Raw genomic sequence first — 13,151 nt, 5'->3', positions numbered from 1 at the left:
TTCTCGCCGCTACAGCTTCGGGCGCGGTCTTCACCCCGCGGCCTTCGCGACAAAACGACATTCTATGCGAGAGTAGCAAATCGCACAGCTAAGTTATCCAACGTGGATTGTGGATAACCCGTTGATAAGCGCGCTAATAGTATGTGGGTAAGCTTTTGATAACGCACGGGCCCGCATTGGCGCTTTCCCAGGTTATCCCGTATTTCTCGTCCGAACGCAACTGGAATCTGCACGGCTGTCGCGTGGCCGTCATTTCGCAGACCTTTGAGTTTTCAGGCTTTTCGGCCGTTACCCACAGCCCGCACCGGTTAGATTAATTTTTATTGCTCGGGAATACATCAATCGGGAGTCCGGTGAAATCCTGGAGGACGTCGAAATGAACGATCTCGCCGCGAAAAAATATTCCGGTTAGCCGCCGTGGCGCGCGTTTTAACCCCGATGGGCGTGCCAGGTCACGAACGCCGCACAGGAAAGGCACGAGCGAGGGCACCGGAAAGCGCCCTCGCACGCGAGTCAGGTATCTCGGGCGCTGATCTCAGGCACCCGCATCAGGCACGCCAGCGCAGGCACTGCTGGCGCACCGCCTCGTGCAAAGACTTCTCCTGCGCAACCACCCCGCGCAGCCACGTGGCGTCGTTGGCCTGGCCGCGCGCAATCGTGCCGATTTCTGTGAGCGCCCGGGTCGAGCCCAGCGCTTCGCCGTGCGGGGCGATCCGCTCGAGCGTATCGAGGATGTCTTCGGAGATGGTGCGCCGCTCGCCCGTCTGGGGATTCACGCAGGTGCCGGCGAGACCGAAACGGCAGGCCTGGAAACGGTTGAAGGTGTAGACGAGATAGTCGTCCTCGAGCGGCATGATCGGCCGGTCGGTGAGCAGATGGCGCGCGAGCGTCTGGATGTAGCAGGCAATCGCCGCGGCCCGCTCGACCGAAAGCGGCGTGTCCATCACGCGCACCTCGATGGTCCCGAAGCCGGGCTTCGGCCGGATGTCCCAGTAGAAATCTTTCATGCTGTTGACAACACCGGTGTGCACCATCTTCGAGAAGTACTCCTTGAAGTCTTCCCAGCTCAGCACGAACGGCGCGCGCCCCGAAAGCGGGAACGCAAACACGGAATTCAGGCGTGCCGAGTGAAATCCGGTATCGACGCCCTGCACATAAGGCGACGAAGCCGAAAGCGCAATGAAGTGCGGAATGAAACGCGAGAGCGAATGCAGCAGGAACAGGGCGCTGTCCGCGTCCGGGCAGCCGATATGCACGTGCTGGCCGAACACGGTGAACTGCTTGGCCAGATATCCGTAGAGTTCCGAAAGGTATTGAAAGCGCGGCGTATCGACGATACGGCGGTCGCTCCATTGCTGGAACGCATGCGTGCCGCCGCCGCACAGACCGACGTTGAGCCGGTCGGCGGCCGCGACGAGCGTGTCGCGAATCTTGCGAAGATCGGTCACGGCCTGCTCGTGCGTGGTGCAGATGCCTGTTGAGAGCTCGATCATGCTTTCGGTGATCTCGGGCGTGATGTTGCCCGGAATCTCCTGATCCTTGACGAGACGCATCAGGTCGCTGCCGGCCTTCGTCAGATCGTAGTCATGCGTGTTGACGATCTGCATTTCGAGTTCGATCCCGAACGTGAACGGTTTCGAATCGACAAATGATTCCAGTGACATGGCATCCCCATGCGAGAAAGTTGCGGGTACGGGCGCACCGCCTCCGGTGGCTCGAAGTGCGGTGCGCAGTGCTACCGCAGCACTGCGGTAGCGGCCAGAATCGATGGCTGAAAACGGCTATTCCTCGCCGCGCTCGCCCACGAGCGCCAGCGCGCGATAGACGAGCCACGGTCCGACGAGCTGCAGCACGACGATCGCGCACATCACGATCGCCCGCAGATGCGGATCGAAGTTCGGATAGAGTTCGTAGGTGTCCTCCATGAGCAGGAGCGCGAGTGCCGACATCGGCGTCAGCGCGACGCCCAGCGCCACACCCTGCTTCCACTCCAGTCCGCTCGGCTTCGCGAAGATCAGCACACCGACCAGTTTCCCGACGAATCGCGCGACGATGAGCCCGGCCGCGGCCACGCCGCCCACCAGGATGTCGTGCCATTCGAATGTCGTGAGCGTGAGCACGAAGAGAATCACGGTGAGCAGCCAGCCGGCCGTGCCGAAATGTTGCGGCCACAACTGGGGGCGCGCTTCGAGATTCTTCACGATGATGCCGGCGGCGAGCAGGCTCAGGATCGTCGAAAGCTTGAGCACGTGCGCAATGCCGATCGCGAGCAGCACGAGGCCGAAGAGTGCCACGAACGAGTGCTCGTCCTGCGGACTCAGCCGCCGGTAAAACAACGTGCAGGCCCGCGCGAGCCCATAGGCCACGATCAGCGATCCCACGAGCAGATACAGCGGCTGCAGGATGGTGGCGATCACGTTGCCGTAAATCTCCTGATGCAGCCAGCCCGAAGCGAGTTTTTCGACGACGACCGCGTACATGCTGTTCAACGCGGTGAGCGTGAGAAGCCGCTGCGTGACCTGCCCTTCGGCGCGCAATTCGGTCTTGAGCTGGATCACCATGGCGGGCGACGTGGCCATGGCGATCGACGCCACGACGAGCGCCACCATCACCGGCACGCTCAGGAACAGCAGCACGGCGAGCACCAGCACGAAGGTGAGCGTGGCTTCGGCGAGGCTCGAAAGAATGAGCCACGGATTGCGGCGGATCCAGCGCAGATCGAGCCGGCTACCGAGTTCGAACAGCAGCAGGCCGAGCGCGACGTCGAGAAGCGGCCGCGCAGCCTGGGCAACTTCGGTATCGATAACGCCAAAACCCGCCGAACCGGCAATCAGGCCGATGACGGCATAGCCCGAGATGCGCGGCAGTCGCCACGCCCGATAGCAGAGCTCGCCGCATAACCCGGCGGCGAGCAGCGCGAGACCCGCCCAGAAGATACCGTCGAGCTGCAACGGCCAGGCGGGAAAGAACGAAAACGCCGACTTCATCTTGTTGGCTTCTCCTTGCGGTCCGGCTGTCTGGTGGCAATCGATCACAACGGGGACGCAGCGAGGCACAGGCAAGCGGCGTGCCGCATGGGTTTCCGTCACCCGGCGCGTGGCCCTTCGGCCCCGTTAGTCCCTTGGTTCCGTGGGTCCCTTGGGTCCCTTTAGCCAGACGATTCGATACCGGTGCGCGCTTCGCCGGCTTTAGCGTTCGACCATGCGGCTGCATGACTGCGCAACGGCGGGAAAGCACGGCGCCGGCGTGCCGGAAACGGCAGACAACCGGTGCGGGCGTGTACGTGAGATGGCTTGCGCCCGCGATGGATGAACGAACGCTGCCGTCTCTCCTGTGCACTCAGAGTCAGGACAGGTGGCATCCGTTCCTTGGACGCGTCGGCCGTCGATTGCGGCACGCGACGCGGAAAGAACGGCGATTGTGCCATAGCTTTTTTGCAATTGGCCTCGCATCCGGCACAGGTATTCCGAAACGGTAATTGCGTCCGTTTTCTCGCGAAGCCGGAAAAAGTGACCGTACGCCATCGATCGCGTAGCGAACCGTACGGTGAGGAACATTGCGCGAGAGCGGTGGCTTCAGCTTTGGGTTTACGGTTTACCGTATGTATACGTAGTAGAAGTTAACAAGGGGGCGGCATTCCTGTGGACAACCCTGAATAACTTCGGCAGATCATGGACTTGGCGCTCGTACAACCGGTCGCAAAGCATGTGCGGCGCAGTCTGCGTTCCCGGGGTAACTTTTGGGCCAACCGGAAGGTCTTGCGAGTTACCCCGTTTACGTCCACATCGGTTCCACACGCGTTGCGCCTTCAATCCGCGCGGTTATCCACAGACCGGGGTGGATAACCTGGGTGCCGCAGCCGTGCGGGTTTGCTTCAAAGATTGCGCTGGCGCAAGGCGCGCTGGAGAAAGCGCGCGGGATCGAGCTGATCGGCGAGCTCGCGTTCGAGCGGCCACGGCTCGCCTTCCAGTTGCGAGGCAATGAGCTCGGCACCCAGCGCCGACCATACGAGTCCGCGCGAACCATAGGCGTAGGCGCCGTAAAGACCCGGTACGCGCGGCAAGTCGAGCGGCCATGCGCCGGCGAGACGTTGTGCGTTCTCTCGCGCCGCGGCTTCGTCGCCGAGCTGGCCGATCATCGGCAGGCGGTCGCTCGTCACGCAGCGAAATGCGACGCGGCCGCTGCATTCGTCTGCATGGCCGGCGTCGCAGACCGCTTCGAGTTCCGGCAGCATCGCGGCGACGCGTTCCAGGTTTTCCACGTGTCCGGCGGGACGCAGGGCGAGGTCGTCGTCGTCGACTTCGTAGGTGGCGCCGGCGAGTGTCACGTCGTTCGCGAGCGGTACGGCATAGCCCTCGCCAATCACGGGTACGCGCAGGCCGGCGAGCGGGCTATGCGGGACGAGCGTGAGCTGTCCGCGCACGATGCGCGTGGGGGCGTGGTCGAGCGATGCCGCGCGCGAGGCGTCGTGCGCATTCGCGAAGATCACGATGCCGGCTTGGGCGACAAGTACGCCCTGTTCGTCGAATACGCACCAGTCTTCGCCCGAGCGTTCGATGCGCGCCGCCTTCACGCCAAAGCGGGCGTCGAGCAGCGGGCCGGCCGCCGCGCATTGTGCGCGGCACAACGACGCCGGATCGATCGCACCGCCCAGCGGATAGAACCAGCCGCCCTGCGCGAGCGCGACGCCCGCGATCTGCTGGGCCGCTTCGCGCGAAACCGCATGGGTGAACTCGTTGGGATAACCGAATGAATCGAGTGCGGCGGCGACGGCGCGCGATTCGTCGTCGGTGGCGAGGTGCAGCAGGCCCGTGTGCGAGCGCGCGGATGCGAGACCCGCCGCGTCGAGTGCGGCCCAGCGCTGCCGTGCGTACAGAAAGCCCGCACGCGTGATGCGCGAGGCGCTGCTGTCGTCGCGCGAGATCAGCGGATGAAAGACGCCGGCCGGATTCCCCGAGGCTTCCTGCGCCGGTGCGGCGTTGCGCTCGAGCAGCGTCACACGCCAGCCGCGCGCGGCAAGCCGTTCGACGAGCGCGCAGCCCGCAAGCCCCGCGCCGATGACGATCGCGTGACGCTCGTGCACGGCAGCCGGCAGCGGCGGTTCGTAACGCCGCACGCGCCAGCGCGGCGCGAAACGGCCCACGAGCATGGCGCGCTTCGAGTCGAAGCCTTCCACCTTTTTGTATTCGAAGCCGTTCGCGAGGAGTGCGCGTTTGACGTCGCCCGAACTGCTCCACGTCGCGAAGGTTGCGTTTTCGCCGGCAACCCGGGCGAGCGCCTTAAAGATGGCCGGCGACCAGATATCGGGATTTTTCGCCGGTGCGAAGCCATCGAGGTAGAAAGCGTCCGCGCGCACCCACATTTTGGGAAGTACCTCGGGCGCGTCGCCGAAGACGAGCGTCAGGGTCACGCGGCCGCCTTCGAATTCGAACCGATGGGTGCCCGGCACGAGTATCGGCCAGGCGTCGGCAAGTTCGTGCGCGAGCGCGGCCAGCGCGCCATGAGGTGCGTGCGCAACGACCGCATCGAGCGCCGTGCGCAGATCGTGCTGCGTAAAAGGATGCTTTTCCACCGAAACGAAATGCAGCCGCTCGCAACGCGCGGGATCGCTTCGCCATGCCAACCAGCTGACGAGGAAGTTCACGCCCATGCCGAAACCGGTTTCCAGCACCGTGAAAACCCTGCGACCGTGCCAGCGTTCGGGCAGTCCGTTGCCGTGCAGAAAGACGGCTTCGGACTGGGCGAACGCACCGGATGCGCTGTGATAAATGTCGCCGTAAGCGGGAGAAAATGGCGTACCGTCCTCGCGAAAAGCGAGTGTGGCGGGAGTCAGGATGGCGGTCATAAGGATCGCGAACGGGCAGGACGGTGCAGTGAAACGCGGTGAGAACGGTGAATCGCGCGGCAATCAAGGTGGCAGTCGAGTGGGAACCGGGTTGCAGCCGGGTCGTAATCGAGCCGCGATCGAGCACCGGCGCGACCGCTCCAAACCCCCGTCCGGCCTGGCTTTCCGGGGCGCGGGCGTTGGCTGGACGCAACGCATGACTGTTAGAAATGGTCAGCGCGGCGGTCTTTTCGAGGGCGGCGACGGAAAAAAACGGGCACCAGGCCCAAATTCGGGTGAATACCGGTTCAAATCTTCGAAACCCTTGTCGTTATTGGGTTTGCGCTGCGCTATCATAGCAAGCGCCGCCCAGGGAAGCGGCAGCACGGCCGTCGTAGCGAGGAGCAAGCTTCCGCGCCACGACGCGAACCAGCCGGGGTGCTCCGGAACCGTCGCTGCTCGACGGCGCGGCACGCGACCGTATAATCGGCGCGTTCGCGCTGTTCGTGTCAACCTAAACTGATAAGGAACTTCTCAATGAATAAACAGGAACTGATCGACGCCGTCGCAGCACAGACGGGCGCTAGCAAGGCGCAAACCGGCGAGACGCTGGACACGCTCCTCGAAGTGGTCAAGAAGGCTGTGGCAAAGGGTGACGCCGTGCAGCTGATCGGCTTCGGCAGCTTTGGTTCGGGCAAGCGCGCGGCACGTACGGGCCGTAACCCGAAGACGGGCGAAACCATCAAGATTCCGGCTGCCAAGACGGTCAAGTTCACCGCTGGCAAGGCGTTCAAGGACGCCGTCAACAAGCGCTAACGGATTGCCGCTTTAAGTTGACACCCGCCCCTGGCGGGTTTTTTTTCGCCCGCGTTTGTCGATGCCGCGCGAAACGGACCGTAGAAAAGCAGGCGAAAAAGCAACGGCGCCGCGTCGATATCGCTTCGACGTGGCGCCGTTTTCTTTCTCGGTTGCACAAGTTGCGCGCGAGACGGACTCAGTGCCGATGCACGATCTCGCCGTCACCGTCGTGATCGTGATGGTGATCGTGTTCGTCGTCGTCGAAGTCCCAGTCGGGAAACGGGTCGTCGTAGTGCTGCCAGGCATCGGGGCCTGCGGCGAATTCGGCGTCGGTGAGCAGGCATGCATCGAACTTCGCCTGCCACGCGTCGCGATCGAGATCCACGCCGATCAGCACCAGTTCCTGGCGGCGGTCGCCGATGCGCGTGTCGTTCGCGTCGCCGAACCAGTCGGCCGCGATTTCGCGTTCGAGCTCGTCGTCCTGCGGCCATTCTTCGCGGGCAAGCGCGGCCCACCACGTGCCGGCCGGTCCGTGACGACACACGCCGCCTGCCTGCGAGAGCGAGCCCGTGATGTCGTTGCGCGATGCGAGCCAGAAGAAGCCCTTCGAGCGCAACACGCCCGACCACTCCTGATTCAGAAGCGCCCACAGGCGCGCGGGGTGAAACGGCCGACGCGCGCGATACACGAAGCTGCCGATGCCATAGGCGTCGGTGTCGTCGCGATGCGCGTGGCCGCAATCGGGATCGCCGCAGCCCGCGTGATCGTCGCGATCGTGGTCATGCTCGTGCCGGTTCTCGCGCAGCGTCGCCTGCCAGCCGGGCGCGCTTGCCGCCTCGTCGAAGTCGAAGCGGCCCGTGTTGAGCACCTGATCGAGCGGCACCTCGCCAAAGCGGCTCACCACCTGCACCGCGCGCGGATTGATCTGCTTGAGGATGTGCTGCAGGCGCGCGAGTTCATCGGCGCTCACGAGATCGGCCTTGTTCAACACCAGTACGTCGCAGAATTCCACCTGCTCGATCAGCAGTTCGACGATCGTGCGGTCGTCGCCCTCGTCCACCGTTACGCCCCGTTCGGCGAGCGGATCGGCGCTCGCATAGTCGCGCAGGAAGTTGAACGCGTCGACCACCGTGACCATGGTGTCGAGCCGCGCGAAATCGGCGAGCGCATGACCTTCTTCATCGGCGAAGGCGAAGCTCTCCGCAACCGGCATGGGTTCGGCCACGCCGGTCGATTCGATCAGGATGGCGTCGAAGTGCTGACCGGACTGCGCCGGGTCGGCGAGACGCCTGATCCCGCTGAGCAGGTCCTCGCGCAGCGTGCAGCAGATGCAACCGTTCGACAGTTCGACGAGCCCTGACTCCTGCTGCGTGAGTGAAGTGGGCGACGCGAGCGCGGCGGCATCGCGCACCAGCGCGGCGTCGATATTGACGGCGGCCAGGTCGTTGACGATCACGGCCACGCGCAGGCCGGCGCGATTGGCGAGGATGTGGTTGAGCAGCGTGGTTTTGCCCGCGCCCAAAAACCCGGAGAGCACGGTGACGGGCAGTGGCGGCTGGTTCATTGCAGTGTGGGAGTCAGAAAGACGGAGACGGGCCGCGCGAACGCGGCGCTAGAACGCATTGTGCATCATGCGGGCACACCGCGCAGGCAGACCGTGGAGTGCCCGGCGGTCTACTTGAGGAAATTCCATTGCCGAAGGATATCGGCGATCTGCTGCGCGTAGCGGTCGCGCAGCGTCGGCGTTTCGGAATGGTAGGCCCCCACCGCGGCCCAGGTGTTGCCGTACTTGTTCATCTGCTGGCGCAGATGCCACGCGGCGATATAGACGTTCTTGCACGGCTCCATCAGCGTGCTCTGCGAGATGCCGTATTGCGAGAGCCTGGCGAGATGCACGGAATTGATCTGCATGATGCCGTAATCGGTGGAACCGTTAGCATTCCTGTGTACTGCGTCCGGGTGGTTGTGCGATTCCTGCCAGGCAATCGCGCGCAGGATCAGCGGATTGACCTTCTGGTAGCGGGCGGCCTCGTCGAAGCAGTCGGCGCGCGCGAGCGTGCTGACACCGGCCAGCGCGAGCGTGGCGGCAGCGGCAAGCGAACGGGACCAGACCTTCTTCATAGGCGGCGAGCAAAAACGGACGAAGGCATTGCGGGCAGGAACGCCACAGAGCCAGGGAAACTCCTGATACGGCATGACCCTTGTGGCACGGCCGGCGTGGACTGCTTTCGCGTGCCCGAGGATCGCCCGTATCATACCGGCCGCTTATGACGCGTCAAGGCAGGGTGTCCATCCGGACGATGGCTTGCCGGATCGGAGGAGATCGGGAAGAGGCAGCGGAGCGCAGGAAAGTGCCGGGCCCGTCGTCGGATACCTTACAAATTACTTGGGATTATGCAAGACCACTAGAAGAAAACCCCAGACGTCCTTTTCTTGTGACATTTTCGACACGAAAAGCTGCTACTGTTGCGTTTTTTTGCTGATCATCGGGGTGCCGAGGGGACACAAGGCGGCAACCGGAGCGGCCGGCAGCGCCAGCCGTTCGTTCATCACGCACGAACACGCACAAACACGCACGAATGGCCGGGGGTGTCCGCCGCCGGCTTCGATATGACATCCATGAGAAGAAATCGTATGGCTTTGCGTCGCGTCGCCACGGCGCTGCTCGTGAGCGGACTCATCTCGGCGCAGCTCGCGCACGCCCAGGTGACGCTCAATTTCGTCAATGCCGACATCGACCAGGTGGCGCGCGCGATTGGCGCCGCGACCGGCAAAACCATCATCGTCGATCCGCGTGTGAAGGGGCAGCTGAACCTCGTCTCGGAGAACCCCGTTCCCGAAGACCAGGCGCTCAAGACGCTGCAGTCGGCGTTGCGCATGCAGGGCTTCGCGCTCGTGCAGGATCATGGCGTGCTGAAGGTCGTGCCCGAGGCCGACGCCAAGCTCCAGGGCGTGCCCACCTACGTCGGCAACGCGCCCGTCGCGCGCGGCGACCAGGTGGTCACGCAGGTGTTCGTGCTGAAGAACGAGTCGGCCAATAACCTGCTGCCGGTGCTGCGTCCGCTCATCTCGCCGAACAATACGATTGCGGCCTACCCGTCGAACAACACGCTTGTCGTGACCGACTACGCCGACAACGTGCGCCGCATCGCCTCGATCATCGCGGGCGTGGACACGGCCGCCGGCCAGCAGGTGCAGGTCGTGCCGCTGCACAACGCCAATGCGCTCGACATCGCGCCGCAAATCTCGAAGATGCTCGATCCGGGCGCAATCGGCGCCTCGGATCCCTCGCTGAAGGTTTCGGTGGTGGCCGACCCGCGCACCAACTCGCTGATGCTGCGCGCTTCGAACGCACAGCGGCTTGCTGCCGCGACCCAGCTCGCGAAGCAGCTCGACGCGCCCACCAGCATGCCCGGCAACATCCACGTCGTGCCGCTGCGCAATGCCGACGCCGTGCAACTCGCGAAGACGCTGCGCGGCATGCTGGGCAAGGGGGGGAACGATTCGTCGTCGTCCAGCAACAGCGCGGATTCGTTCAATCAGAACGGTAGCGGCGGCGGTGGCGGCGGTGGTGGCACCTCGACGGGTATGGCCGGCACGCCGCCGCTGCCCAACTCGCTGGGCGGCGGCAGCTCGTCCTCGTCGAGCAACCCGCTCTCGGGCGGCACGTCTTCGGGCGGCAACGAAGCGCCGTTCAGCAGCGACAAGGACAAAGGCGACGACAATTCGGGCGGCGGCATGATTCAGGCCGACGCGCCCACCAACTCGCTCATCATCACGGCGCCGGACCCGGTGTACCGCAACCTGCGCGCCGTGATCGACCAGCTCGACGCACGCCGCGCGCAGGTTTATATCGAGGCGCTGATCGTCGAGCTGAATTCGAATACGAACGCCAATCTCGGCATCCAGTGGCAGATCGGCACGGGCTCGCTGCTTGCCGGGACCAATCTTGCCGCCGGCTCCGGGAACAACATCGTCAACCTGACCGCAGCGGCGGCGACCGGCGGCCTCGCCGGCGCGCTCGCCACCGCGAATCCGGCCTTGCAGCAGGGCCTGAACGTTGGCTGGGTGCACAACATCTTCGGCGTGCAGGGACTCGGCGCGTTGCTGCAGGCGCTCTCGCAGTCGGCCGACGCCAATGTGCTCTCGACGCCTAACCTCATCACGCTCGACAATCAGGAAGCGAAGATCGTGGTCGGCACGAACGTGCCGATCCAGACCGGCTCGTACTCGAACCTCACGAGCGGCACGACGGGCACGGCCTTCAACACCTATGATCGCGTCGATGTCGGCCTCACGCTGCACATCAAGCCGCAGATCACCGACGGCGGCATCCTGAAGCTCCAGCTCTATACGGAAGATTCGGCGATCGTGAATGGCACGACCAACGTGTCGACCAACCCGGCGGGCCCGGACTTCACGAAGCGTTCGATCCAGTCCACCGTGCTGGCCGACAACGGCGAAATCATCGTGCTCGGCGGCCTGATGCAGGACAACTACCAGGTCAGCAACAGCAAGGTGCCGCTGCTCGGCGACATTCCGTGGCTCGGCCAGCTGTTCCGCTCCGAAAACAAGACGCGCTCGAAGACCAACCTGATGGTGTTCCTGCGCCCGGTGATCATCAACGATCGCAACACGGCGCAAGCGGTGACGGCGAACCGCTACGACTACATCCAGGGCGTGACGGGGGCCTACCAGTCGGATAACAACCTGATCAAGGACAAGGACGATCCGGTGGTGCCGCCCATGCCGGTGGGTCCGGCCGAAGGCGGTTCCGCGCTGAACCTCTTCGATATCGACAAGATGCGGCGCGAACAGGTATTGCGCTCGCTGCCCGCCGCGCCGGCGGGTGGCGCCGGGGCCGCGCCGGGCGCCGCGGCCGGCGTGAACACCTATGCCGTGCCGAACACGTCCGCCGGCGCCGCGCAGATGCAGCCCGCCCAGCCGGCCGTGCCGGTGCAGACGTTGCCTGCGCAACCTTTGTTGACTTCGCCGGGAGTGCAATAGTGAGTACGCCGCGAACGCCTGGCAGCGCATTGCCGGCGACGGCGCAGGCGCAACACGCCGTGCGCGAGGCGCCCTCGCCGCTCGCGGCGCGTCTCGTGCCGTACGGCTTTGCGAAGAGCGGCCAGATCCTCGTGGCGCACCAGCAGGCCGACGGCCTCGAAGTGTGGATCAGCGAGCGCACGAGCGGCGCCGCCATCGCCGAAATTGCGCGTAATTTCGGCGCCGTGCGTTTCGTGCGCATTGCCGCCGACGAGCTCGCGCAAGCGATCAACCAGGCCTACGCGCGCCAGGACGGCAGCGCGGCCCAGGTGGTGGGCGAAGTGGAAGGCGAAGTCGACCTGTCGCGGCTCATGCAGGATATTCCCGAAGTGGAAGACCTGCTGGAGTCCGAAGACGACGCGCCGATCATCCGCATGATCAATGCGCTTCTCACCCAGGCCGCGCGCGAGCAGGCCTCCGATATCCACATCGAGCCGTTCGAGAACGCCTCGGTGGTGCGCTTTCGCGTGGATGGCACGCTGCGCGACGTCGTGCGCCCGAAAAAAGCGCTGCACGGCGCGCTGATCTCGCGGATCAAGATCATGGCGCAGCTCGACATCGCCGAAAAACGGCTGCCGCAGGATGGCCGCATCACGCTGCGCGTGGGCGGCCGCCCCGTGGACGTGCGCGTGTCGACGCTGCCCACCGGCCACGGCGAACGCGCCGTGCTGCGTCTCCTGGAAAAGGACGCGCAGCGCCTGAATCTGGAAGCGCTCGGCATGGCCGCTGACACGCTCGGCAAGTTCGACCAGCTGATCGCGAAGCCGCACGGCATCGTGCTCGTCACGGGGCCCACGGGCTCAGGCAAGACGACCACGCTTTATGCGTCGATGTCGCGGCTGGAGACGGCCACGACCAACATCATGACGGTCGAAGACCCGATCGAGTACGACCTCTCGGGCATCGGCCAGACCCAGGTGAACGAGCGCATCGGCATGACGTTCGGGCGCGCGCTGCGCTCGATCCTGCGCCAGGATCCGGACATCATCATGATCGGCGAAATCCGCGACCTCGAAACCGCGCAGATCGCCGTGCAGGCCTCGCTCACGGGCCACCTCGTGCTCGCCACGCTGCACACCAACGACGCGGCCTCGGCCGTCACGCGTCTCACCGACATGGGCGTCGAGCCGTATCTGCTCGCGTCGTCGCTGCTCGGCGTGCTCGCGCAGCGGCTCGTGCGGCAGCTGTGCCCTGTATGCAAGGAAGAGCGTACCGAGGACGATGGCCGCGCGCGCTGGCATCCGGTGGGATGCGAGCGTTGCGGTCATTCGGGCTACTCGGGACGGCGCGGCGTGTACGAACTGCTGCTGATCGACGAACCGATTCGCGCACTGATCCACCGCAATGCAGCCGATGCGGAAATTTTCGCGGCCGGCCGCGCCCAAGGCATGCGCACGCTGCGCGAAGACGGTGAACGCTGGCTCGACGCGGGCACGACGTCGCTCGAAGAAGTGCTGCGCGTGACCGGCGGCGCGTAAGGCAT

8 protein-coding genes are annotated in these 13,151 nt (G+C 64.6%); 3 read left to right on the top strand and 5 right to left on the bottom strand.

The features are described from left to right. Nucleotides 1–548: 548 nt before the first annotated feature. The 3 genes from U5760_RS07825 to mnmC form a co-directional block, all read right to left on the bottom strand. Complete coding sequence (locus U5760_RS07825) at nucleotides 549–1,664, bottom strand: YbdK family carboxylate-amine ligase (RefSeq protein WP_322010818.1); 1,116 nt, start codon at nucleotides 1,662–1,664, stop codon at nucleotides 549–551. A 117-nt stretch (nucleotides 1,665–1,781) separates the two neighbouring features. Beyond that, nucleotides 1,782–2,987 (bottom strand): cation:proton antiporter, encoded by a 1,206-nt coding sequence (locus U5760_RS07820; protein ID WP_322010816.1) that lies wholly within the window; start codon nucleotides 2,985–2,987, stop codon nucleotides 1,782–1,784. Between the two features lie 887 nt (nucleotides 2,988–3,874). Continuing rightward, nucleotides 3,875–5,845 (bottom strand): bifunctional tRNA (5-methylaminomethyl-2-thiouridine)(34)-methyltransferase MnmD/FAD-dependent 5-carboxymethylaminomethyl-2-thiouridine(34) oxidoreductase MnmC, encoded by a 1,971-nt coding sequence (mnmC, locus tag U5760_RS07815; RefSeq protein WP_322010815.1) that lies wholly within the window; start codon nucleotides 5,843–5,845, stop codon nucleotides 3,875–3,877. Between the two features lie 516 nt (nucleotides 5,846–6,361). Here mnmC and U5760_RS07810 point away from each other — a divergent pair. Next, nucleotides 6,362–6,640, top strand: a complete 279-nt coding sequence (locus tag U5760_RS07810; protein ID WP_027793103.1) for an HU family DNA-binding protein — start codon at nucleotides 6,362–6,364, stop codon at nucleotides 6,638–6,640. A 178-nt stretch (nucleotides 6,641–6,818) separates the two neighbouring features. Here the strand turns inward: U5760_RS07810 and U5760_RS07805 are convergent, their stop codons facing one another. Continuing rightward, nucleotides 6,819–8,186, bottom strand: a complete 1,368-nt coding sequence (locus tag U5760_RS07805; protein WP_322010813.1) for a GTP-binding protein — start codon at nucleotides 8,184–8,186, stop codon at nucleotides 6,819–6,821. A 110-nt stretch (nucleotides 8,187–8,296) separates the two neighbouring features. Further along, nucleotides 8,297–8,743, bottom strand: a complete 447-nt coding sequence (locus tag U5760_RS07800) for a lytic transglycosylase domain-containing protein (RefSeq protein ID WP_322010811.1) — start codon at nucleotides 8,741–8,743, stop codon at nucleotides 8,297–8,299. A gap of 513 nt (nucleotides 8,744–9,256) precedes the next feature. On the opposite strand from U5760_RS07800, the gene gspD reads away from it, so the two are divergent. Then, nucleotides 9,257–11,629: a type II secretion system secretin GspD gene (gene gspD / locus U5760_RS07795; protein WP_322010810.1), complete on the top strand. Its 2,373-nt coding sequence runs from the start codon at nucleotides 9,257–9,259 to the stop codon at nucleotides 11,627–11,629. Continuing rightward, nucleotides 11,629–13,146: a type II secretion system ATPase GspE gene (gene gspE / locus U5760_RS07790; protein ID WP_322010809.1), complete on the top strand. Its 1,518-nt coding sequence runs from the start codon at nucleotides 11,629–11,631 to the stop codon at nucleotides 13,144–13,146. Before gspD ends, gspE begins: the two co-directional genes overlap by 1 nt. Nucleotides 13,147–13,151 lie beyond the last annotated feature (5 nt).

The sequence above is a fragment of the Paraburkholderia sp. J12 genome, assembly GCF_905220215.1.
Classification (GTDB): Bacteria; Pseudomonadota; Gammaproteobacteria; order Burkholderiales; family Burkholderiaceae; genus Paraburkholderia.
The sequence above is the reverse complement of the archived record's forward strand: the minus strand, read 5'-3'. Positions and strand labels throughout refer to the sequence as shown.

What these genes read in the sequence shown, in the direction of transcription:
- U5760_RS07825 (WP_322010818.1), bottom strand. Translation starts at nt 1,664, where the DNA reads ATGTCACTGGAATCATTTGTCGATTCGAAACCGTTCACGTTCGGGATC.
- U5760_RS07820 (WP_322010816.1), bottom strand. Translation starts at nt 2,987, where the DNA reads ATGAAGTCGGCGTTTTCGTTCTTTCCCGCCTGGCCGTTGCAGCTCGAC.
- U5760_RS07805 (WP_322010813.1), bottom strand. Translation starts at nt 8,186, where the DNA reads ATGAACCAGCCGCCACTGCCCGTCACCGTGCTCTCCGGGTTTTTGGGC.
- U5760_RS07810 (WP_027793103.1), top strand. Translation starts at nt 6,362, where the DNA reads ATGAATAAACAGGAACTGATCGACGCCGTCGCAGCACAGACGGGCGCT.
- U5760_RS07800 (WP_322010811.1), bottom strand. Translation starts at nt 8,743, where the DNA reads ATGAAGAAGGTCTGGTCCCGTTCGCTTGCCGCTGCCGCCACGCTCGCG.
- gspD (WP_322010810.1), top strand. Translation starts at nt 9,257, where the DNA reads ATGGCTTTGCGTCGCGTCGCCACGGCGCTGCTCGTGAGCGGACTCATC.
- mnmC (WP_322010815.1), bottom strand. Translation starts at nt 5,845, where the DNA reads ATGACCGCCATCCTGACTCCCGCCACACTCGCTTTTCGCGAGGACGGT.